The organism is Halosubterraneus shenae, from assembly GCF_050510935.1.
Taxonomy (GTDB): domain Archaea; phylum Halobacteriota; class Halobacteria; order Halobacteriales; family Haloferacaceae; genus JBDGPU01.
The window spans coordinates 62,436-83,424 of sequence record NZ_JBNLVO010000009.1 but is presented as its reverse complement, the minus strand read 5'-3'; the positions used below and the strand labels follow the sequence as shown (position 1 = coordinate 83,424).

Here is a 20,989-nt window from a genome sequence, read left to right as displayed (position 1 = left end):
GCCATGCCAGAGCAGAGACCGTCGAAAACTGGTTGCAAGCGTTCGCTTTCGCATGGAATCAGCTTATCTGAACACTATCTGTACGTCCAGAAGGTTTTATCAGAGCCGATTTTTTCTCAGATTACAGGAAATTATATTTGGACTAGAATCAGGTTCTTCTGAACTTCTGTCGAGCAATTTTCAGCGACTGACACGGTCGGAATCGAGAGAATCGGGTATTCCACGATCCGAAGTGCCGAGAAGGAGGACCTCGAGGGAATCAGAGTAGGTGAAGCAGCGACCTTAAGGAATCCAGATACGGCCGAGATCACCTTCTTTACCCCGCCGTCGAGCAATTTCTGAAATCACAGCATTATCTCTGAGATCGTCGAGGTGCTTTCTACGCCCTCAAATCAGCCCGACGCGGTTCTTCTGCAATTTGAGGGCGTTATTTCGCCTTGCATATCGCCGTTTTCGTCCAAAGATAGAGGCGATATGCGGTGTGCGAAGGCCGCCGGCTCTCTCAGATCGAGGGGCCGTCACACAGAGAGTGAAATCAAGAAAGTATCAGATGTGGATCGTAGGCTGAGCGTGTACGTTTCGGTGGTGTCTGTCGCCCTCACGAGGGGGTGGCGGGGCGCATCACGTGCCCCCGATAGACGATGGCTTCGGAACGACGCAGCAAGACACGGACAGCACATCACGCAGGAACTACCATCGACGATGAGGCGCCGTGGGGGGACTTCGAGATGACGGTTCCGACCGACCGGGATCACGCGTCGGTCGTCGCACTCGTGGAGTGTGATCTCGTCGAGCTCACGCACGAGACCGTGGGCGCCGTCTTCATCTCCCGGTAGGTCGGGCGGTCGACGCGGACGCAGTACGTCGCAGCCGACGACGTCGGCGGGCAGTTCCAGAAGCGGCACTTCGATGACCGGCTGGGCTGGCACGAGACCACCGTCCTGCGACGACCCGTTCGCGACGAGCTCATCACTCAGCTCACGCGGTCGGCCTCGACGCCGGCGGAGCGGTCGGGTGAAGGAGCAGCCAGCGAGCTAGACACCTTCGTCGTGAAGCCAGTTCGAGAACTCCAAACGCCGTAGCGGCTAGCCTTAACCAACATTCCCGGTTGGTACCGGCACAGTGTTGGTTAATACTGCGGCTGGATCCACTTCCCCGCCCCACCCTCCGCCCGACTCCTCGAGTGAGTGTATCCTGGCGGCCGGTCGGCTCGAACGGCCGTCGCGACGGGTTTTATCGGGCCGCTACTCCTCGAGAGCGAGTATGGTCGTCGTCGAGGAGGTCACCAAACTGAGCGAGCGTCGTACCCAAACCTCGTCCGAGGCGTTTCTGGATGATTCGTTGGCGTCGATTCGGTCGGCCGTCGAGGCCGTCCCGGCGAGCGTCTTCGACGGCTCGACGAAACACACGGAGGTCGGCGGGTTCGATGCCGCTATCGCCGACGGCCTCTCGCAGTACGAGTACGAAGGGGATGCCGCCGGCGGCTTCAACCCGAACTGCAAGCTCTGGTCGCATCAGGGCTTTAACTACAGCGTCGACCTCTACGACGCCGACGCCCGCATCGCTATCGAGGTCGAGAAGAGCGAGCGGAAGAACGTCAGCGACGACCTCCTCAAGTTCCAGAAGGGGTACCGCACCCAGAAGGACGGTCGGCCAAAGATCGAGTTCGGCTGTCTGGTGGTGCCAGTAAACTACCTAGGTCGGCATAACCTCTACCAGCACAGCCTGACCAAGCTCGACTTCATGAAGAGCGTCCTGTTCATCGACGACGTCGCCGTCATCGGCTATCGCGATCCGCGACCGGACTGACGCTGTCACTCCTGACTGTTTGTCGGCGCCGGAAGGCGTGCAGCGCGCGACCATGAGCGCTGCGTGACTCACCATGCCGGGTCCCGATCCGTACGACGACACGAGTAGCGACTACGAACGGTTCGAGAAGGAACAGCTCGCCCAGGACCGTGACGCCACCAGCGCCGATACGGCGGACGTCGACGACACGACGGCCCAACGCCTGGTCAGCGACCTCGTCGACGCGGACGTCGTCACGCTGGTTCCCGAGGACCAAGTTCTGGTTCACGAGCCGAGCGGCACCACGTTCGACTCGACGACACAGCTGGCCGTCTTCCATCGTGGCTGGACGGCCGGCCGCGACGCCGACGCGGAGGACGAGTGATGCAGCAAACCCTCGTCGGCTGTGCATTCTGCGACGCGCCGCCCGGTACCGAGACTGGCGAGGCCCACACCTGGGGCCAGGACGAGCGAGTCACCCACCCGATCTGCGTCGACTGCGCGATCCAGACGGAGCCGGATCCCGACGAGCGCGATCACGTCGCCTGTGACGGCTGTGGGCTGGTCGTCGACACGCTCGCAGCGCTCACCCGGTTCCGGGTCGAACTGGGGCACCTGGAGGGCCCGCTGCAGTTGTGCGCCCGCTGCAGTCCAGGTGGCCTCGCGACGTACTGGACGCGCCACCTCGAGGCGCATTTCGTCGCAACATCGAGAGAGTGATTCCATCCCGCTCTAGATGCGGGAATTTTCTCCCCAAAGTAACAAACATACCAAACAACTATGTCCCAACAGTCCAAACACTAGTCTATGTCGAGTGGCACCATCGATATCGAGGAGTTCGAGAACGTCGATCCCGACAAGTTCGAGGAGCGCAACGACACCGAGCGGATCGTGGTGTTCCTCGATGAGCACGATGACCGGGCGTGGAAGGCCGCGACGATCGCGGAGCGACTTGGACTGGAGACCGACGCTGTCAGCGCGATCCTCTCGCGCCTGAAGGAACGGGGACTAGTGCGACACAAGCGCCCGTACTGGGCGATCACGGACGACAAGGAACGACTCCAGTCGGCCTACCGGCTCCACCGTCACCACGAGACGGCAGACGAACAGTACGGTGAAGAGCGGCTCGAGGACCTCCAGACTGACGAGATGGAGGATGTTCAGTGACGGCGTTCGAAGACCTAGAGCGCGGCGACATCGTCTGGGCGAGCGACCCGCTCTCGGAGAAAGGGCGCCCGACGCTCGTGCTGGGGACTCCTCGATTTTCAACCCACGGCGTGCAACTCATCACGGCCCTCATCTCCACGAAGACCTATCACGAGGAGTCGCTCACGCTCCGAGACGACGACTACGAGGGCGACCCACTAGGGGAACGAAGCCACGTTCTCCCGTGGTCGATCGCGACGCTCACCAGTTCTGCGGACGTCGACCACTATCTCACCTCGCTCGTTGACGAACGCACCGAGGATGTGGCGAACCAGTCGATCGGCTACATCTCCTCCTGAGAATCTCTCACCGTCCCGTTCCAAAAGCACGTCATCCAGACCGACGACGATACCGTCGACATGTGGCCTCTGATACCGACACGGTGTTAGTTAACGCTGGGGTTGGATCCACTCCCTCGCCCCACCCACCGCCCGACTCCTCGAGTGAGTGAATCCTGGCGGCCGGGTGATCCAAAGAGGGCCGAATCTGTACGCCATGAGTTGTTTATTGGCGTCCCCAGAACGCGGAGCGTTCTGGTGTGCGCACGAGAACGCTGTTTCTCGTGCACGCCGGGAGGCGTGCAGCGCGCGATAGCGTGCGCTGCGTGACTCACCATGTCTAGTCCCGATCCGCACGATAACACGAGTGCCGACTACAAACAGTTCGAGAAAGACCTGCTCGCCCAAGATCGCGACGCCGCCGGCGTCGACACAGGGGACGTCGACGACGTGACGGCACAGAACTTGGTCAGCGAGCTCGTCGACGCGAACGTCGTCACACCAGTTCCCGAGTCCCGAGTCCTCGTGCACGAGCCGAGCGGCACGGCGTTCGACTCGATCACTCAGTTGGCCGTCTTCCACCGTGGCTGGACGACCGGTCTCGACTCCGACGCGGACTGCGAGTGAGGCAGCAGACGCTCACTGGCTATGCCTTCTGCGATTCCCCGCCTGGTATCGAGACTGGCGAGCCCCATACCAAGAAGCCGAGCGGGTCACTCATCCGATCTGTGTCGACTGCGATATCCTGGTGGACCCGGATCCTGACGATCATCACGCCTGCGACGGCAGGACCTCCTCGTCGACGTGGTCGCGAGGCCCCTCCCATTCCGGATGGGGCCGGGTTACTTCGACGGCTCGTTCCACCTCTATGTTCGCTGTAACTCCGACCAGCCCTTCACAGTAGCTGGAAATACAATTTCTTTATTCAGTGTGGATGACGAAACTGGCCCTCCCGAATCGGTCAGTACAGGGAAAGCACTTACCGTAGACGGGGGAGCTTAAGATATGCACCGTCGCCATATCATCCTCGGAATGATATCTGTGCTGGCTGGACTCGCTGGCTGTACGAGTGAAGGATTCACTTCTCAGACAACCAGCGAAAATCGCGGGTCGGCGAAGACACCGGCAACTACCGAATCACCAGAATCGACTCTTGCGCCATCTATAGTAACTGACGAGGAGGCAAAAGAACGGGCGCTAAATGCTGAAGAAAAATATCTAAAAGACCACCTATCGAACGCGACCTGTCTCAACGATTGGGGGACGACTCCAACCACGGCGAGTAAACAGGCGACTGTGACCAAACGGACTGCCGAGAAGGTGTTCGTCGAGGTGACTCATCCCTACTGGTTTTCAACCAACCGTTCGGAAGCGGATTCAAGCTCAGAGGCTGTTTACACTGTTACTGCGGACACTGCCGAACGAAAGAGTGGTGACAACATCTTGGAGTCTATCCCTTGTGAGTGAGAACTTCGTTCGAGAATATTTCTCTCAAATTTCTCAATTCGCAGTTTCATTCTCGTGGGTAGTTCAATCAGATCATAGTGAATACAGGCCAAATCCGGATCGGTCAATACAGGTAATATAACGTCCGGACTACTGAATTTCCGGAAAAGTTCAAATCATGGATCCAACTGATACAGCTATCCTCTTGCCCCTATTGCATAGATTCGTCCATCTGCAAGCCGGACGTACACCATATCGTGGGCCACAATAGGATAGGGGTTCATGACGTACCCTGCATCACCCGGAGCTTCCCCCTTCTGTATACGAAATTCCCACTGGAGTTCACCAGACGAATTCAGAGCGATAGTACGCTTTGAGTCTGTACCGATGATCCGATTATTGGTGGCTACGATTCCAAACCTGACTACGTGTTCCGATTTCCATCGGTCGGTTCCGTCATCCGCATTGACAGCGGTGATCCCTCCGTTCGCATCCTGAAGGTAAATTGTGTCATCCATAACCGCGATTTCTACATTTGTTTCCGTCCCGGGGCGTTTCCACTGAACCGACCCATCAGTTGTTGAAACTACGTACAGAGTATCGTCGACACCCGGCACATACACACGATCCTCGTCAGCAGACAGGGGGTCCTGTATTCGAATTCCTGTCTCCTTCGGGTCGTCTTTTACGACTTGGGCCTCCCACCGTGTTGACCCATCATCTATCTCTATCGCAGTAATACGCCCGGAGTCGCTTGGGAGAAATACTGCACCAGTTGCTATGCAGGGGGCGTCGCTTACGTCCTCGTCGTCCTGTAATGCGTACCTCCATTGCTGTTCACCATCGTGATCGTAGACAACCACTCCACCCTCAGACGAATTTGGGTCGGACAGTGGAACTACGAGATGATCGTCAGTGACGAGAACACCCCGGCTCCGTGCTGTGACAACCCCCGCCGGGAGTTGCTCTCGCCAACGAACATCCCCATCCGTCGTGAGGGCAATTAATTGACCTTCATACCCACGGTCATTTCGGTAGTTAATCGTCACATACAACCCCTCACCACGGTAGGCTAAACCAGCTACTTGGGAACGGAGATCTCCCTCATCGTCCTCCGATAAATCAAGTGGTGCAACGGTTTCTGTCCACTCACGAGTCCCGGTTTTTGCTTCGAGAGCTGTTATGGCGGAGTTTTTGGCATCAGAATCCCCGACATACAGATACTGATCATCAGTTATAGGTCGAGTTGGCCCGTTCTCAAACCAGCGAAGCCACGCAGCATCGACATCCCCACTCGGAAGTGTTGTCTGCTTATTGTGAGCTGAACGCTCAACGTCGTTCCCGGAAACCGACCATAAAGCCCCGGGAGTAAATCCGTGCAAATATTCCTCATTAGTGAATTCATCGGGAAGATCGTTATCCTCTCGGAGTTGACCAGACCGTAGACATCCGGGAATCGAAAAGAAAAGGGCTCCTCCAGCACTTGCGAGGATCTGACGGCGATTCACGATAGTAAAATTACTCTATTCACAAAAGTATCTTCTCCCGCTCTCATATACAATGTAAGAGATGGGGTCGACTTTGAGATCGATCAGTTTAGGAGGTTCAATTACCGATTATTTGCCCCAAAGACACTTACAACAAAAGATTTTGTTGGCTAACATGAGTCACCGGAAGAAAATAAGTCAAGGTATACTAACGATCTTTGGACTCCTATTCCTAACGTCTGCTTGGAGTCTTCCCACGCTCGTCAAACACGATTTTCTCCCACGAGGGTGGTATCTCCTGACTGTGATCCCATTTCTGAGCGTCGTTGGTCTCGTGTATGTCACGACCGCCGTCTGGCAGTATCTTCTTACACTCCGTAAGCAGTCTTCTTATTCCCCTCATGGTATTGGTCTCGGGATCGGCGCAGCTGTCACGCTCGGCGCTATTATCGCGAGCGGTTGGACCTTGGCATCAGTGATACCGCCATTACGCGTCTTCATTAATGAGTGGCAGACGCTACTTCCTCCCGCAACGCTTCTCACTTGGTTCCCAGCAGGGGATATGCTAGAGGCCGACCGAATGGAATGGGGAGTTGTTCTCCTCGGAGTTCCGTTGATAATTGTTGGTATCAGTTCGGCTCTGGTGGGGATATGGAGTATTTGGATGGTTATGTATCTGATCGTGTGCGCTCTAGTCGGCCTTCCAGTTCTCCTCCTCGGTTTCGCGAGGAACCCGACATAACGGAGGAGTACTTCTGTTTACCAGATTGCATGTTACATTGTTCACAACGCAAGCTCGTTTTAACAGAGAGTTCACGCAGACCGGGCTGAAAATAGCTCAACACTGATTCGGTCAATACGCAGTCAAAGTATGGTGGCTATTTCACGACATTTCTGAATAAAGAAACCGTATTTCTGACTACTGTTTAGCAGTTCCGTAACTACGAGACGCCTCATAGTAGGTGATCGCCTGCAAACGCGTGTGAGCCGACCAGCTCCTCACGAGGCTCACATCGTACACACGACAAAAGCTAAGTGCGATGGCTCACACTGTACACATGATGGGTAGCGAGAAGAAACGCGTCCAGTTTCGGGCGCCCCACCGGCTCGTCGACCGCGCCGACGCGCTCGCGGACGTCCTCGGGGAGGATCGGACGGACATCCTCGTGACCGCACTCCGGGAGTATCTCCAGGAGGCAGCCCACGACGACGCGATCACGCAGGAAATCGCGGCCGCCTACTATGACGACGAGATCTCCGTTGAGCAACTCAAAGCGCTCCTCGGCGCCGAGGAAGCGGCGAACCTGCGCGTGCTGAAACAGCAGCTGGACGAGGAGTTCATCGACGAGGTCGCCGACGCATAGATGTCCCGGCTCGTCGCAGACGCCTCCGCCCTCGTGAGTCTCGGGATCGTCGCTGGCGACGATCCCGACCCACTTGGGCTCTGTCTGTCCCGCTACGAGGTCATCGTCCCGACGGCGGTCATCGAGGAACTCCAGGAGATCGCCTCCTACGAGGACGTGCACGGACGTGCGGCAACCGCTGTCCTCGACCGAACTGACGCGCTTGCCACACGGGCGGTCGACCTCGACGCCGAGTTCCCACTCGACGATGGGGAGAATGCTGCAGTCACCCTCGCGAACGACCTCGACGCATCCCTGTTGCTGTGTGACGACTTCAACCAGCTCGGTCTGATTCATGCGTCGCTCGCCGATACCCGGCTCGCCACGACGCCGACCCTGCTCTCGGTCCTCGTTCGGACCGAGCAGTTGTCAGCGGCCGATGCTCGGCGACTGCTCGACGAGATCAGCGACGCTCGCAGCTGGGGCGCGAACAGCTACGTGCAGCGGGCTCAGTCGTTGCTCGAGGAATCCTGATATCGGGGTCGTCCGGTTTTTCCCCGTCTGGAGTGATACAAGGGGCGTACACTGCCGAGATAGTCGACACCCACCGAAGTACTAAGAAGAGGAGTACCGACCAGTTGGCACAGCCAACAGTCGGCCTACACGACCTTTTCCGAGGATTCCAACCTTGAGCAGAGGTGAGAGGCTGCAAACCGTGATATCCCACCAGTGCTGGGAATTCCGCCGCCCTCAGCTGGCGGAGAGTGTCACGGTTTGATATTTAGTATATGGCCGCTTTTCAGGTCTGTTCACCCCTCCTCAACTATCCATCCACGGGAAGCTCTCGGCAATTTCACGACCGGGATGATCCGCGGGGAGTCGGGGCGAGCCGTCATCGGAGATGTTCTCCCGAAGCGTGTCGCCGGTATACTCTTCGCGATGGAGGCCACGCTCTTGGAGAACTGGGACTACATGTTCGACGAAGTCCTCTAGTGTCCCCGGTCGGACGGCTTCACAGATGTTGAAACCGTCGACCTTCCCTTCGTCGACCCATCGTTCCAGTTCGTCGGCAATCTGCTCGGGGGTCCCGACGACGGGGAATCCGATGCCGCCAAAGCCCACGAACTCCGCCAGTTCGCGGACCGTCCATTCTCGGTCCGGATCAGCTTTCGTGAAGCCATCGACGAAGCCTTGGATGGCATCGGAGTCGATCCGCTCGACGTGGTCGTCCGGCTCCAGATCGGCGAAGTCGATGTCGGTCCACCCACCAGCGAGGGCCAATGCGCCCTCAATACTGACGTGCTCCTCGAGTTCCTCGTATTTCTGTTGAGCTGCTTCTTCCGTCTCTCCAACAACCGGAGTAAGCGCGGTGACGACAGCAATCTCGTCGGGTGAGCGACCGTATCCCTGGGCACGCTCGCGGATGTCTTCCACGTAGGAACTGGCCGTGTCCACGGTCGGCTGGAAAGTGAACACCGCTTCTGCATGCCGGGCAGCGAACTCTCGGCCCCGATCCGACTGACCGGCCTGATACAGGACCGGTGTTCGCTGGGGGGAGGGGGCACTGACGTGAGGGCCCGGAACGGAAAAGTATTCTCCGTCGTGGTGGATTTCGTGTACCTTGTCCGGGTCCGCATAGGTGTCAGTTTCGGGGTCGCGGGGGACGGCGTCGTCTTCCCAGCTCGCCTCCAGCAGCTTGTAGATAACTTCCATGTACTCTTCTGCCCGGTCGTAGCGTTCGTCGTGTTCGATCCGCTCATCGAGGCCCAAATTGAGGGCCGCGTCTTCCAGATACGAGGTGACGATGTTTCAGGCGACCCGCCCATCGGTGAGCTGGTCCAAGGTCGACAGTTTCTTTGCCGCCATGAAGGGTTCCACGTGGGTAGTAGAGAGGGTCGTCGCGAGACCAAGGTCGTCGGTCTCACGTGAGAGAGCTGGTAGGAGCGTCAGTGGATCGTAGACAGGGGACTGGACGGCATGGCGGAGCGCCGCGTCTCGGTCGCCGTCGTAGACGTTGTAGGTTCCATGGATATCCGCGAGGAAGAGGGAATCGAATTTTCCCTCCTCGAGGGTCTGTGCGAGTTCAACCCAGTAATCCAAGTCGGTGTGACGATGGGACTCGTCGTCAGGGTGTTTCCAGAGACCGGGAGACAAGTGGATCGGGCAGAACATCGAGAACCCGTTGAGACGGATGTGATCGTCGCTCATCGGGGCCTCTCCTAGGAAAGCTGCGGCTGACGTTGGGAAACTGATACGCGATCTAGATGCGTGCTATCGTTCGACGTCTCCGCGATAGTTAGTTCCGACTGCAAACCAATATACCCTAAATAACCCGCAATAACGGGTGTTATTCGTCGAGAGTGGTAGAAACAACCGGTATCTCAGTTGGTCGGGTTTCCGTTAATAAGGGTCAACTGACTTTTGTTGGCTCTCTTATAACATATACATTCTAATTAGTATCGCGGCGAACGCCGATAGGCTCTCGCAGTACGAGTATGAGGGGGACGCTGCTGGAGGCTACAACCCGAGCTGCAAGCTCTGGTCTCATCAGGGGTTTAAGTATAGCGTCGACCTCTATGACGACGACGCCCGCATCGCCATCGAGGTCGAGAAAAGCGAGCGGAAGACCATCAGCGACGACCTCCTCAAGTTCCAGAAAGGGTACCGCACCCAGAAGGACAGCCGGCCAAAGATCGAGTTCGGCTGTCTGGTGGTGCCGGTGAACTATCTCGGGCGGATAACCTCTACCAGCACAGCCTGACCAACCTCGACTTCACGAAGGGCGTCCTGTTCATCGACGACGTCGCAGTCATCGGCTATCGCGACCCCCGACCGGACTGATACTGGCCGCCTTGGCTGATGTCAGCGTCTCCAGAACGCTCTGCATTCTGATGTGCGCACGAAAACGCTATTTCTCGTGCACGCCGGGGGGTGTGCAACGCGCGACCATAGGCGTTGCGTGACCCATTATGGCTGGTCCCGATCTTCACACGATACGAATGCCGATCACGAACAGTCCTCAATTCAGGGGAACATCGATTCCCGCTTCGTAGCTGTCCCAACCTACGGTTTTTTGATAGACTTCGTGGGACGCCGTTAGTGTAACCACATGTAAGAATATTTGTATGAAATCCTCCGGACTTTATCTCCAGTGAACTAAATGCCATCTTTTATTACTGTGTGCTCGACCATTTCTTACGTAATCTAAATTGCTTCGTATTGGATTCCAAACACAACCAACGGGGACGCTGAAGCAGTTAGGCTGGGCCATCGACAGTCAAAGTATCACGCTCGATGATGCCTTCTTTGTAGAACAAGACAAGTGGTATCTTTCGCTCACCGTTTCGACCGATGAGGAATACAACTTCGATGCCATATTTCAGGAAATTCAAGGCACGGTTCTCTTCCATCAACGGCAAAATACCGATAAGACAACGAACACAAACCGAACGCAACTCATGGTGTTCTCCCTTGAAGCGTATCCATTTATCCTCAATCTTCTACTGCGGAACAAGGCTGTTCCGAACAAAATCACACTCAAGGATGAATCACTACACGTTGTCGTAAGCGTCGACGACTGGGATGACTTCCAACAACTAGGCGATGAAATCGATGACAAGATGGGCAGCTTTGAACTCTTGGAAGTCACTCAAGTGTCCGATCTCGGAGGTACGCTCAACACCGCACAACGGATGAGTAGCATCCTGAGTGAGCTAACTGACAAACAGGTCGAAACCCTCGAAACGGCGTTTGATCTGGGATACTTCGAGAGCCCCCGACAGATAACGGCTAATGAAGTCGGTGAAGAGCTTGGCGTCGCGCAGTCGACGTTTAGTCAACGACTTCGGAACGCTGAAAATGCTCTTCTCGAGGCGCTCTTTGAGTAGTCCCCCTCTATAACTCTTGTTTCAGGTTCGAATGTAATCGCTCTTTCTCAACTGGGAAATAACACGCTGCCGATTGGCCCTCGGATTCGACTTCATTGATCTCGGGCTCTGTCTCGAAACACTCCGGTTGGGCTTTCGGACAGCGCTCGGCGAACTTACACCCGGCGGCGAGGTCGATTGGGTCTGGTGGCTCACCGTCCAAGAGAACCCGCTCTCTGCTAATCGAGGGGTCTTTCTCGGGTGAGGCCTCAAGCAACGATGACGTGTACGGATGTTTCGGGTTAGAAATGATTCGGTCAGTCTCACCCATTTCCACGAATCGGCCGAGATACATGATGCCTAGGCGGTCCGAGACGTGAGCCAGGCTAGCCAAGTCATGCGAAATGTAGATAATGCTAATATTTTCTTCCTCGGAGAGCTCACGTAATAGGTTCAGGAGGTTGACTTTCAACGAGACGTCGAGCATCGATGCAGGCTCGTCACAGACCAGTAGTTTTGGATCGAGAATGAGGGCCCTGGCAATAGCGACACGCTGTCGCTGGCCGCCTGAGAGTTCGTGTGGATACTGGGAGAGGAACTTTGACGCCGGTTCAAGTCCGACGCGTTCTAGCGTTTCCTTGACCTTCTGCTCGCGACCTTCGACGTCGTAGTCGTGAATTACCAGCGGCTCTTCGACTAACTGGCGGACGGTAAGCCGGGGATTGAGCGAATCGAAGGGGTCCTGGAAAATTATCTGGACCTGCTTACGGAATGATTGGATGTTGTCCTGATACTCGGCGACATCTTTGCCGTCGAACCACATTTTCCCGCCAGTAGGTTCTTCGAGGAGCGCGACCGTCTCCCCGAGGGTCGACTTCCCACATCCACTTTCACCGGCAATACCGAAAATCTCCGATTCGTGGACAGAGAACGAAACCCCGTCAACAGCTTTCACTGTGTCAGGCGGAGTCTGCTTTAGCCCCTCAATGATCCCCTGATTGAGTGCGTAATGTTTCTCCAAGTTTTCAGCTTCTACAACTTTTCTGCCGCGGTCTTTTTCGTCCGACGTCTGCTGGATCCCCCACGTTTCTGGGTCCGTAGACTCCTCCCGCATCGCGGCAGCCTTATTGACAAAGTGGCATGCAGAACGCTGGTTACGATTAGGGATGTCTTCGAGTGGCGGAACTGACTCTTCGCACTCCGGCTCCGCGAACGGGCACCGGTCTTTGAAAGTACAACCTGTCGGTTCTGCGTTAAGGTCAGGGGGAGACCCTGGGATGGCAACAGGTGTACTGTTCGAATCCTCTAACTCCGGGAAGGAGCTTTTCAGCCCCATTGTGTACGGATTCGTTGGATTCGTCAGAATATTATCGACGTTACCCTGTTCCATTACCTTCCCTCCGTACAGGACAGAGAGCTCCTCGCAAGTCTCAGCAATAACACCGATATCATGGGTAACGAGGAGCAGCGAGGCATCAATCTCCTCTTGGATGTCGTTGATCTTCTGAATGATTCGGTCCTGGACGATAACGTCAAGCCCAGTTGTCGGCTCGTCTGCAATAATTAACGATGGGTCCAACGCGAGTGCCATGGCAATCGTCACGCGTTGTCGCATTCCACCGGAAAACTCGTGTGGGTACTCGTCTATTCGGGATGGGTCAAGTTCGACGAGCTCGAATAGTTCTTTGACGCGTTCCTCAGCCTTACTGTCCGAAACTTTCCGGTGTTTCTGGATTGCCTGCTTGATTTGGTCTCCTGTCGTCATTACCGGATCCAGCGCGTCCATCGCACTCTGTGGGATGTATGCGATTTCTTCCCAGAGGAGGTTGCGCCGTTCTGACTCGGACATCTGAGTGAGGTCCTCGCCCTCGAACTCGATCGATCCTGCCTCAACTTGCCCGTTGTCAGGTAACAGGTTCAGGATGGCCTGTGCGATGGTGGATTTCCCCGACCCGCTTTCGCCCACGAGGCCGTAATTGCTGCCGTTTTCGATGTCAAAGGAGACACCGTTGACGGCGTGGACTTTGGAGTCCGCAGTCTCGTACGTTACCTTCATGTCTTCGACGTTGAGTAATGTCATTGGTTTTGAATCTCAGGGTTGGTTATTTCCTCATACGACCGACCGACGAGGAAAACAGCGGTCGTTACGGATGCGATACCGAATGCTGGCGGGAGAACCCACCACCAAGCATCCCGTATTGCGCCGGACGTGAACACAGCCCGGAGCATCATCCCCCAACTCGTCGTCGTTGGGTCACCGAAACCCAAGAACGCCAGGCTCGCCTGAACTGCGATCGACCACGCAATCCCGTAGGCAGTGTACAGCACACCAATCGAGAGGACGTTCGGTGCGACATGGACGAACATCGTCCGCAGATTGCTGGCGCCGCTCGCCCGAGCAGACTTGACGAATGTCCGCTCTTTGACAGTTAGCACTTCGGAGCGAACGACTCGAGCGGGTATCTTCCAGAGGAAGAGCATTATGATCAGTGTGATGAGGAAGATGTTCGGCTCGACGAACGTGAGGATGAGGAGCGCCATCGGCAGGAGCGGGAGCGAGTACGTCAGATCAGTGAACCGCATCAGAATCTCGTCCACGTAGCCACCGAAGTAGCCACTCGTGAGTCCGACGAGGAACCCGAGCACGGCAGTCCCGACGCCGCCGAGCAGACCGACAATCAGTGTCGGACGGGCACCGACGAGGAACTGACTGAGGACGTCTTGGCCGAACGAGGTTGTCCCTAGTGGCGCAGCGGTGCTCGGCGGACTAAGCCGAAGAATCTCACCTTGGGCATTTGTCACCTGGTAATTAACCGGCGAGTGGGGAGCTAACATAGGGCCGAAAACCCCCAAGAAGAAGAATCCGGCCAAAATCACCAAGCCGCCGGCGGCTAACCCGTCTTGGCGGAGATGATTGAATTGTTTTTTAACCTGTTCGAGACGGCGGTCGACGGTATCATTGAGGGAAAGGTTTGTGATGCTCATACGCTACCACCACTGGCGTTTACGTTCGGGTCGAAGTAGGCGTACATGATGTCCGCAACCAAATTCATCACAATCACAGCGAGGGCCATGATAAATACGGACGCCTGTACGAGCGGGTAGTCCTGCTGTGCGATCGCATTAACGAGCTCCTGACCGATGCCTGGCCATCCAAACACGACCTCCAGCAGAATGAGGCCTTGGAAGATCATGCCAAGCCGGAGCGCGAAGTAGGTCAACAGCGGCAACATTGTGTTCCGGCCCGCCCGTGCGAGTTGCTCGAATTCTGTCAGTCCCTTTGCCTTGTGGAGTTGAAGGAACTCTGACCCTTTCTTTTCGACCACACCGTTTCGGGCCAACAACAGAAAGTCGCCACTGTAGTACAACACTGCCGTACTGAACGGGAGCATGTAGTGATACAGAAAGTCAGTGGAGAGATACGTGTCAGCAAGCCCCGTGGGAGCTGCTGTGACGCTTCGCATCCCGAATGGCGGGAAGATATCAAGCGTGTACGCGAACAATATCAGAAACAGGAGGCCACTGATGAAAATCGGGGTCGAGCGGAAGAATGTCGACACGACGATGCTGGTCTTCTCGAATTTCGACCCACGATTCCAGCCCGCGTACATACCCGCAGCACTGCTTAGGATAGCAGTCGTTACGAGCGCCGGTACGAGAAGGATCAACGTGTTCAGTAGCTTGGGCCCAATGATTGACCACACACTCGCACTGCTCTGAATGGAGTACCCGAACTGAAGCGTCAGCATATTTTTAACGTATAGAAGGTACTGTTTCCAGAGCGGCTCGGTCAGGCCGTACAATTCGAGAATTTCTTGCTGTTTTTCCGGGCCGATGTTCCCCGACGTGAATAGCATAGTAAACGGGCTCCCCGGGAGCATTCGCAGGACGAAGAAAATCACGGACGTCGCCACGAGTACCAATCCGATGGAGATCGCGATCCGTTTCAGCAGGAATCGTCTGAAGGCACTCATCGCTCAACCACGGGATCGTTACCCCCTCGATTCAGCGGTAAAGACTCATATGGCGGTTTCTGTACCATTGCGTTCCAACTATTACGATGCTGTGTGTATCAATCCCACTACGAATGGGACCGAATATCACTGTTTTTTAAATAGGGGGGCAACTCTGTTATTGGTTTCACCACTAAATGACCGTATGAATTCATCCGCAATCGATGTCAGAGTAGTTTCAGCCTCGTTGACGACACCACAGATACTCGAGCTGGGACGAGCTGAGGTGTGAACAAGGGGATGGGACGTTAGATTTCTTCAATTACCACTATTTTCGGCCGGATTATACGTAGCAGTTTTTGACAATCTGTATTCTCCTCTTCTCTGGAACGATTGGTCTGACATTCCGGTAGGGATCTGGCACCACTATATAAAGAATGATGAGAACCGTGCTTAATCGAAGGAATGTTAATGACTATATAGAGGTTAAGATAGGGTGTCATGGGAGATGATGACAGGCCTAATGTGGCCGAGCAGAACAGAACCGAACCAAATACGCAGTCTCGCCGAACGTACCTGAAGGGCATCACGGCCGCCAGCGTTGGGGGGATGGGTGCCCTTGCAGGTTGCTCGGGTGACGAGTCCTCCCCGAATGCTGAGGTTCCGGATGGCGTTCCCGCTGAAGTCCAAGCACAGTACTGGCGAAATGATTGGCCACACGTCAGTGACGATCAGCTGGAACAGGGACCACCGATCAACCATACCGCGAGTGCGGCCGCAGAAGTCGCCAATATCTCGATGGAATACTCTCGTGAAGTTAGTCCATGGATGCAACAGTACGCGTTCATGGTTCAGGAAGGGCTCAATCAACTGGGCGCCTCGACGAGCCTGAACAACCGACCTCTCAACCAGTTATACGCGGAGAGTTGGGCTCCAGCTGGTCTCGAAGCCGTAATTTCGATGAGTATCCACGGGCCCGACCCTGTTCGTGCGGTCAGTCCAGTGGCGCTGTTGATGCGCAAACACCAGGGTAGCTCGTCGTTCTACGAGAAGTGGTGGCACCCGCGCATGCAAGAGGTGCTCAGCGAACAGTCTACGACTACGGGGAATGAGGAGCGACGCATCGAGTTAATCAAAGAAGCGCAGGCAATCTTCTCCGAAGACGTCGCTGGCATTATTCCCTTCTTCCCGGACCTCGTCACGGCCGCAAACACGGAGAAGTTCGAAGGGTATGTGAACATGCCAGGAAACGGACCAACACGAGACACAATTCCGTGGTCCGAACCCAACCTTCAGCCGCGTGGCGACGAGACGAGTTACGTGAAAGGGACCACAACCACGATGGACTCTATCAATCTCCCGTGGGGTAGTGGTGGACCCGAGGACTTCACGCTCCGGTACATCTACTCCGGGCTCCTTGACGTGGGGCCGGACCTCCAGTTGGTCCCGTCACTCGCAACCGATTGGGAGTTCGTCGACGACACGACGATTGATTTCGAACTCCGGGAGGGTGTTCAGTGGCACGATGGAGAGGCATTCACACCCAGCGACGTCAAATTCACCGTCGATTACTACAAAGAACACAGCGCAATCAATCAGACCCTCTTCTACGACCCAATCGAAAGCGCAGAAGTCGTCTCCGAAAGCGGTGGTGGGGTGATCCGATTCAATCTCAAGAATCCCAACCCGACGTTCGTTTCACATAGCGCCGTCAACAGCGTCATCATCCCTGAGCATCGCTGGAAAGACGTCGATACACCCTCCCAGCACACCCCAGACCCGCCGATTGGGACGGGTCCATTCCAGTTCGGTAGTTGGAGTCAGGGATCGAGATTCCGCGTCGAGAAGTGGGAGAACAACTGGAAGTGGAACGAGGAATTCCGCTCCGAGGTGCTCGGCGATGCCTTCGTGAGCGGTGACGGAGTCGATGAGGTTATTTGGTCCAACGTCGGCAACACCGACGCTATGATCGGGGCGATCAACAGCGGCACAATCGATGCTATCGACGGGACGCTCTCGATCAGCCAAGCTGAGCGTGCCACGGAATCCTCGTCAGTCGAGCAGTTCACTGTCGAGAACTTCGCCCCGCTGGACACGAAGCTGAATTTCCTCGTCCCAGTGATTCGCGACAAGGAGTTCCGGAAAGCGCTCGCGTATTCGATCGATAACGAGGGCTTTGTCGACGGTGTTCTCGGCGGCCGAGCGACCGTTGCTGAAGGCCAGAATCCTGCTTCACCGCTTCACACGAAATGGTACAATTCCGACGTCGAAAGCTACGATTACGACACCGATAAAGCGCGAACCATCCTTGAGAAAGCAGGATACACATGGAACAACAATACCCTCCACTACCCCAACGGCGAGGCATGGGGGGCGTTCGTCGAGCGCATTCAGGATGGGAATACGTACAAGCGACGGACTGATCTCGACCAGCCAGACTTCTCGAATTAGCTAACGGGATTAAGGCCTATCCAGTCCCCGTTCCGTTCGTATTGTGCCACCCCGAGGAGTGATTTCACTCACTCGTCCACCTGATAAACGCCGATACTTATTGGGACTTATCGGGGAAGCGTTGATTCGGTGTTCGACCGTCTTCGATACTGGAGTTCCGCACGAGACAATCCATGACAATACTCACAGCTGTCGGCGAGGGCGACCATTCCCAAGCTGTCGCCCCCACGGCATACGATCTAGCAGAAGCGTACGATGAAGACTTGCTCGCCATTCACGTGATTCCACAGGAGGACTTCGACGAACACAAGCAAGCGCTCAATTCCATTCCGGACTTCAACCAAATATCGATAAATCAGAAAGAACAGAGTGGTGCGGATATTGCACGGAAGGTAATCAACGAATCATTAGACGAGTACGACCGAAACCGTGTTGAAACACGCGGACGCGTCGGGAATCCAGCCGATAAGATTCTCGCTGAAGCTGACCATGTTGAACCACGGTTTATCGTGTTGGGGTCTAAACGGCGGACTCCTGTTGGAAAGGCAATTTTCGGAAGTACGACCCAACAAGTGTTATTGGAGGCCGAGCATCCCGTCGTAACCACGGTGTCAGATTAACGATTGACAGAGTTTGGCAAGGCGCCCTATTACATTTTTGCGCAGCATCTTCATAAAATCGCTGTCTAATATGTCATTAGTATCCACAGTATCGGATTGTATTCCTGAAACTCACACTCGTGACAGCTTTGGACTAGTCGTCGACACGCTCGCAGCACTGACCCGGTTCCGGGTCGAACTCGGGCATCTGGAAGGCCCGTTGCAGCTGTGCGCCCGCTGCAGTCCGGGCGGGCTCGCGACGTACTGGACGCGCCACCTCGAGGAACATCTCGTCGCGACGCCGGCGGAGTGACCCCAAACACTCTTTACTGATTCGCTGTAAACTGTAATCAAGAACGAATCGTGTCACGCACCTCAAACCGCGCCGACGGCGACATCGTCCAGGACTTCCTCTCGGTCGCCGATCTCCTCGAGGAGCCACAGCTGGCCCAGCTGTACGCGTACCTCGCTCGGGAGGAGGAGGCGACCGTCCAGGACGTGATGGACGACCTCGAGCTTGCTCAGGGAACCGCCTACAGTTACGTCAACCGACTCGCCGATGCCGGCGTCGTCGATGTCACCGACGACGAGCAGCCCCGCCGGTACGCCGCCCGGGAGATCGACCTGACCGTGACGACCGCCGCGGGCGACCGCGAGTATACGATCACGCCGGCGCTCATCGACGCCGTCGGCCGGCGCGAGACGGACGCCGACATCGACACGCACATCGACCGCCACGGCGTCGCCGGCCTCGCAACGGCGCTTACCTACGCGGTCGCCCGTGAACGCGGCGAGGTGACCCATCGGCTGATGGCGGAGGATCTCGACATCTCGGCGCTGGCTGCGGAGATGATCCTCCAGGCGCTCCGGCCCGTCGTCCAGGAACACTATGACATCGAGGAGGCAGGGGCAGGACTCGACGAGTTGGATATCGACAACGGCGATGCGGCTGACGACGCGTGAGCCGGCTCCACATCGCCTACACCGGCCTGTTCGTCGCGATGGGACAGCCGTCGAACAGTCGGTCCCAGGCCGTTCGGCGGTTCGCTCGCCGAAACGACATCGCCTTCGTCCTCCCTGAACCGGTGTACGAGGAGCTGACCGTCGACGACCCCGACGTCGAGGCGCCACCCATCGACACCGCGATCGACGAGGGCTGGGCGACGGTTGCGGCGCCGCTCGAGTTCTCCGAACCGGTCGTCTCGCGGGTGATGGACGGCGTCCAGCGGTACATCGCGAACGCCGACGACCGACCCGCCGGCGAGGTCGAGCGGGCCGACGCCGCACTCGCGGCCCTCGCCGCCCAGCATCTCAGTTCGGGGTCGGCGACTAGCGTGTACATCTACACGACGGATATCGCGGCCGGCGAGGGGGCCGAAACCGTGCTCGCGAGTGAAGGGAACGGGGACTCGGTGACGTACGTGAACGGCTTCCGGTTCATCGAAGACCTGATCGCCGGCGACAGCTGATGCTATTCAGGGTCGAGGTCATGAGCATCGAGATCACCGAGGAGATACCGCTCGCCCGTTCGCGTGTTATCGTGTTCGCCGACGATACTGGCATCCCCTTGGGCCCATTTAAATGAATAGTCATTTTGCTTACCATAATCGCAAGAGGGGAGCCGATTTCGAAAAATGGGGAACCCTATGAGGTATGGTCGTGTACTATCTGACATGGCTGGGAGCCAGGGACACAGAACAGCGCCCTCGAAAATCGCTCGGAAACAGTTATCGCTGCTTGACTCACTAACGGATGAAGACACAGATCGAATTATCCCGCTGAGTTTGCTTGATACACAGCACTACTGCGAGCAGAAAGCACAGTTTCAGCGGGCACAGGGGTGGGACGATGAATCACTCCCGAAGCGCCTCGTTCGGGGGCGGGAACAACATGGTGAGCTAGCTGAAACTACGGCATCAAGTGATGATGAATATACGCTTGAGGATGTTTGGAATGATATACAATCGCGAGACGTCTCGCTCCTCTATCCCCCACTCGCGTACGAGCTGGTGAACATGGTTTTGGTGGGTCGCCCGATGTTCCTTCGGTTCGTGGACAGCCAGCCATCGCAATTGACACTCGTTCGAGGAGTGACGAAAGAAGCGTACACAGAGCGACTCTTCCCGAACGAAGAGTTCTTGCTGTGGTGTCACGGTAACCTGCTAGATCGAATTGGATTCGATGTCTCGGACCTCTCGATTCGCTATCTCAAATACCCGCAGTCGAAGTTCGACGCCGTTGAGGTAAGCAGGGCACAGCTCTTGCTTGCTGCTGAGGACGGTGATGAGATCTCCGTGAAGCTCGACGAGAGGTCCACGCTTCACCCACATATCCGGCGGCATCCCATTTCGTACGAACGGGATAGTGAACGAGGCAAGCAGCTCAGAGCATACGCAGCATTCTGGCGAGATGGTGGCGATAACCCAGACGGTGCGAATCACTGGAAGCAGTGTGCCAGCTGTCGCTTCCGCTCACGGTGTGACCTTGCACTCGCAAAAGGAGAGCAGCGCGGGTGACTCCGATGAAGAGATCAATCACAATTCCCCGAGGAACGCAAGGGGCAGAGCAGCCA

21 protein-coding genes and 5 pseudogenes are annotated in these 20,989 nt (G+C 56.3%); 21 read left to right on the top strand and 5 right to left on the bottom strand.

The annotated features are described in order from the left end of the window. From ACQE3M_RS15825 to ACQE3M_RS15780, 10 genes and pseudogenes are all read left to right on the top strand, one after another. Window positions 1-71 (top strand): annotated as a pseudogene (locus ACQE3M_RS15825) (IS6 family transposase); the annotation flags it as partial. A 570-nt stretch (window positions 72-641) separates the two neighbouring features. Beyond that, window positions 642-1,082: pseudogene (locus tag ACQE3M_RS15820) on the top strand (hypothetical protein). Window positions 1,083-1,263: 181 nt separating this feature from the next. Then, window positions 1,264-1,809 carry a hypothetical protein gene (locus ACQE3M_RS15815; RefSeq protein WP_430506488.1) on the top strand — a complete coding sequence of 182 codons (546 nt, stop codon included), beginning with the start codon at window positions 1,264-1,266 and terminating at the stop codon, window positions 1,807-1,809. A 73-nt stretch (window positions 1,810-1,882) separates the two neighbouring features. Further along, complete coding sequence (locus ACQE3M_RS15810) at window positions 1,883-2,173, top strand: hypothetical protein (RefSeq protein ID WP_430506487.1); 291 nt, start codon at window positions 1,883-1,885, stop codon at window positions 2,171-2,173. Continuing rightward, complete coding sequence (locus ACQE3M_RS15805) at window positions 2,173-2,508, top strand: DUF7558 family protein (protein ID WP_430506486.1); 336 nt, start codon at window positions 2,173-2,175, stop codon at window positions 2,506-2,508. Before ACQE3M_RS15810 ends, ACQE3M_RS15805 begins: the two co-directional genes overlap by 1 nt. Before the next feature lie 87 nt (window positions 2,509-2,595). Next, a complete protein-coding gene (locus ACQE3M_RS15800; RefSeq protein ID WP_430506485.1) occupies window positions 2,596-2,955 on the top strand; it encodes a MarR family transcriptional regulator in 360 nt (119 codons plus the stop codon). Next, a complete protein-coding gene (locus tag ACQE3M_RS15795) occupies window positions 2,952-3,293 on the top strand; it encodes a type II toxin-antitoxin system PemK/MazF family toxin (RefSeq protein ID WP_430506484.1) in 342 nt (113 codons plus the stop codon). Before ACQE3M_RS15800 ends, ACQE3M_RS15795 begins: the two co-directional genes overlap by 4 nt. A 315-nt stretch (window positions 3,294-3,608) precedes the next feature. Then, on the top strand, window positions 3,609-3,899 hold the full coding sequence (locus ACQE3M_RS15790; protein WP_430506483.1) for a hypothetical protein: 291 nt from the start codon (window positions 3,609-3,611) through the stop codon (window positions 3,897-3,899). Next, window positions 3,856-4,176 carry a DUF7558 family protein gene (locus ACQE3M_RS15785; protein WP_430506482.1) on the top strand — a complete coding sequence of 107 codons (321 nt, stop codon included), beginning with the start codon at window positions 3,856-3,858 and terminating at the stop codon, window positions 4,174-4,176. Before ACQE3M_RS15790 ends, ACQE3M_RS15785 begins: the two co-directional genes overlap by 44 nt. A 101-nt stretch (window positions 4,177-4,277) precedes the next feature. Then, window positions 4,278-4,739 carry a hypothetical protein gene (locus ACQE3M_RS15780; RefSeq protein WP_430506481.1) on the top strand — a complete coding sequence of 154 codons (462 nt, stop codon included), beginning with the start codon at window positions 4,278-4,280 and terminating at the stop codon, window positions 4,737-4,739. A 176-nt stretch (window positions 4,740-4,915) separates the two neighbouring features. Here the strand turns inward: ACQE3M_RS15780 and ACQE3M_RS15775 are convergent, their stop codons facing one another. Beyond that, window positions 4,916-6,226 carry an outer membrane protein assembly factor BamB family protein gene (locus tag ACQE3M_RS15775; RefSeq protein WP_430506480.1) on the bottom strand — a complete coding sequence of 437 codons (1,311 nt, stop codon included), beginning with the start codon at window positions 6,224-6,226 and terminating at the stop codon, window positions 4,916-4,918. A 154-nt stretch (window positions 6,227-6,380) separates the two neighbouring features. Between ACQE3M_RS15775 and ACQE3M_RS15770 the strand changes: the two genes are divergently transcribed. The 3 genes from ACQE3M_RS15770 (at window position 6,381) to ACQE3M_RS15760 (ending at window position 8,082) form a co-directional block, all read left to right on the top strand. Beyond that, window positions 6,381-6,947, top strand: coding sequence for a hypothetical protein (locus ACQE3M_RS15770; RefSeq protein ID WP_430506479.1), 567 nt, complete (start codon window positions 6,381-6,383; stop codon window positions 6,945-6,947). Between the two features lie 319 nt (window positions 6,948-7,266). Then, complete coding sequence (locus tag ACQE3M_RS15765) at window positions 7,267-7,569, top strand: hypothetical protein (protein WP_430506489.1); 303 nt, start codon at window positions 7,267-7,269, stop codon at window positions 7,567-7,569. After that, window positions 7,570-8,082: a PIN domain-containing protein gene (locus ACQE3M_RS15760; protein ID WP_430506478.1), complete on the top strand. Its 513-nt coding sequence runs from the start codon at window positions 7,570-7,572 to the stop codon at window positions 8,080-8,082. Window positions 8,083-8,367: 285 nt separating this feature from the next. Here the strand turns inward: ACQE3M_RS15760 and ACQE3M_RS15755 are convergent. Further along, window positions 8,368-9,756, bottom strand: a pseudogene (locus ACQE3M_RS15755) (LLM class flavin-dependent oxidoreductase). Between the two features lie 253 nt (window positions 9,757-10,009). Between ACQE3M_RS15755 and ACQE3M_RS15750 the strand changes: the two are divergent. Further along, window positions 10,010-10,389: pseudogene (locus ACQE3M_RS15750) on the top strand (hypothetical protein); the annotation flags it as partial. Between the two features lie 368 nt (window positions 10,390-10,757). Beyond that, window positions 10,758-11,435 carry a helix-turn-helix domain-containing protein gene (locus ACQE3M_RS15745; protein ID WP_430506477.1) on the top strand — a complete coding sequence of 226 codons (678 nt, stop codon included), beginning with the start codon at window positions 10,758-10,760 and terminating at the stop codon, window positions 11,433-11,435. 7 nt (window positions 11,436-11,442) lie between these two features. Here ACQE3M_RS15745 and ACQE3M_RS15740 read toward each other — a convergent pair whose 3' ends face one another. The 3 genes from ACQE3M_RS15740 to ACQE3M_RS15730 are packed head-to-tail and all read right to left on the bottom strand — an operon-like array spanning window position 11,443 to window position 15,388. Continuing rightward, on the bottom strand, window positions 11,443-13,494 hold the full coding sequence (locus ACQE3M_RS15740) for a dipeptide ABC transporter ATP-binding protein (RefSeq protein WP_430506476.1): 2,052 nt from the start codon (window positions 13,492-13,494) through the stop codon (window positions 11,443-11,445). After that, complete coding sequence (locus tag ACQE3M_RS15735; protein ID WP_430506475.1) at window positions 13,491-14,399, bottom strand: ABC transporter permease; 909 nt, start codon at window positions 14,397-14,399, stop codon at window positions 13,491-13,493. Before ACQE3M_RS15735 ends, ACQE3M_RS15740 begins: the two co-directional genes overlap by 4 nt. Continuing rightward, complete coding sequence (locus tag ACQE3M_RS15730; protein WP_430506474.1) at window positions 14,396-15,388, bottom strand: ABC transporter permease; 993 nt, start codon at window positions 15,386-15,388, stop codon at window positions 14,396-14,398. The genes ACQE3M_RS15735 and ACQE3M_RS15730 overlap by 4 nt, the downstream gene beginning before the upstream one ends. 480 nt (window positions 15,389-15,868) lie before the next feature. On the opposite strand from ACQE3M_RS15730, the gene ACQE3M_RS15725 reads away from it, so the two are divergent. From ACQE3M_RS15725 to ACQE3M_RS15700, 6 genes and pseudogenes are all read left to right on the top strand, one after another. Then, window positions 15,869-17,818, top strand: coding sequence for an ABC transporter substrate-binding protein (locus ACQE3M_RS15725; protein WP_430506473.1), 1,950 nt, complete (start codon window positions 15,869-15,871; stop codon window positions 17,816-17,818). Between the two features lie 173 nt (window positions 17,819-17,991). Beyond that, the gene (locus ACQE3M_RS15720) at window positions 17,992-18,438 is read left to right on the top strand and encodes a universal stress protein (RefSeq protein WP_430506472.1); all 447 of its coding nucleotides are present in this window, start codon (window positions 17,992-17,994) and stop codon (window positions 18,436-18,438) included. Between the two features lie 121 nt (window positions 18,439-18,559). Further along, window positions 18,560-18,730: pseudogene (locus ACQE3M_RS15715) on the top strand (DUF7558 family protein); the annotation flags it as partial. A 50-nt stretch (window positions 18,731-18,780) separates the two neighbouring features. Further along, entirely contained in the window at window positions 18,781-19,380 is a 600-nt protein-coding gene (locus ACQE3M_RS15710; protein WP_430506471.1) for a DUF7437 domain-containing protein, read from the top strand. Then, complete coding sequence (locus tag ACQE3M_RS15705) at window positions 19,377-19,886, top strand: hypothetical protein (protein ID WP_430506470.1); 510 nt, start codon at window positions 19,377-19,379, stop codon at window positions 19,884-19,886. Before ACQE3M_RS15710 ends, ACQE3M_RS15705 begins: the two co-directional genes overlap by 4 nt. Before the next feature lie 204 nt (window positions 19,887-20,090). Beyond that, entirely contained in the window at window positions 20,091-20,933 is an 843-nt protein-coding gene (locus tag ACQE3M_RS15700) for a hypothetical protein (protein WP_430506469.1), read from the top strand. Window positions 20,934-20,989: the final 56 nt, after the last annotated feature.

What these genes read in the sequence shown, in the direction of transcription:
- ACQE3M_RS15815 (WP_430506488.1), top strand. Translation starts at nt 1,264, where the DNA reads ATGGTCGTCGTCGAGGAGGTCACCAAACTGAGCGAGCGTCGTACCCAA.
- ACQE3M_RS15810 (WP_430506487.1), top strand. Translation starts at nt 1,883, where the DNA reads ATGCCGGGTCCCGATCCGTACGACGACACGAGTAGCGACTACGAACGG.
- ACQE3M_RS15805 (WP_430506486.1), top strand. Translation starts at nt 2,173, where the DNA reads ATGCAGCAAACCCTCGTCGGCTGTGCATTCTGCGACGCGCCGCCCGGT.
- ACQE3M_RS15800 (WP_430506485.1), top strand. Translation starts at nt 2,596, where the DNA reads ATGTCGAGTGGCACCATCGATATCGAGGAGTTCGAGAACGTCGATCCC.
- ACQE3M_RS15790 (WP_430506483.1), top strand. Translation starts at nt 3,609, where the DNA reads ATGTCTAGTCCCGATCCGCACGATAACACGAGTGCCGACTACAAACAG.
- ACQE3M_RS15780 (WP_430506481.1), top strand. Translation starts at nt 4,278, where the DNA reads ATGCACCGTCGCCATATCATCCTCGGAATGATATCTGTGCTGGCTGGA.
- ACQE3M_RS15770 (WP_430506479.1), top strand. Translation starts at nt 6,381, where the DNA reads ATGAGTCACCGGAAGAAAATAAGTCAAGGTATACTAACGATCTTTGGA.
- ACQE3M_RS15765 (WP_430506489.1), top strand. Translation starts at nt 7,267, where the DNA reads ATGGGTAGCGAGAAGAAACGCGTCCAGTTTCGGGCGCCCCACCGGCTC.
- ACQE3M_RS15760 (WP_430506478.1), top strand. Translation starts at nt 7,570, where the DNA reads ATGTCCCGGCTCGTCGCAGACGCCTCCGCCCTCGTGAGTCTCGGGATC.
- ACQE3M_RS15740 (WP_430506476.1), bottom strand. Translation starts at nt 13,494, where the DNA reads ATGACATTACTCAACGTCGAAGACATGAAGGTAACGTACGAGACTGCG.
- ACQE3M_RS15735 (WP_430506475.1), bottom strand. Translation starts at nt 14,399, where the DNA reads ATGAGCATCACAAACCTTTCCCTCAATGATACCGTCGACCGCCGTCTC.
- ACQE3M_RS15730 (WP_430506474.1), bottom strand. Translation starts at nt 15,388, where the DNA reads ATGAGTGCCTTCAGACGATTCCTGCTGAAACGGATCGCGATCTCCATC.
- ACQE3M_RS15725 (WP_430506473.1), top strand. Translation starts at nt 15,869, where the DNA reads ATGGGAGATGATGACAGGCCTAATGTGGCCGAGCAGAACAGAACCGAA.
- ACQE3M_RS15720 (WP_430506472.1), top strand. Translation starts at nt 17,992, where the DNA reads ATGACAATACTCACAGCTGTCGGCGAGGGCGACCATTCCCAAGCTGTC.
- ACQE3M_RS15700 (WP_430506469.1), top strand. Translation starts at nt 20,091, where the DNA reads ATGGCTGGGAGCCAGGGACACAGAACAGCGCCCTCGAAAATCGCTCGG.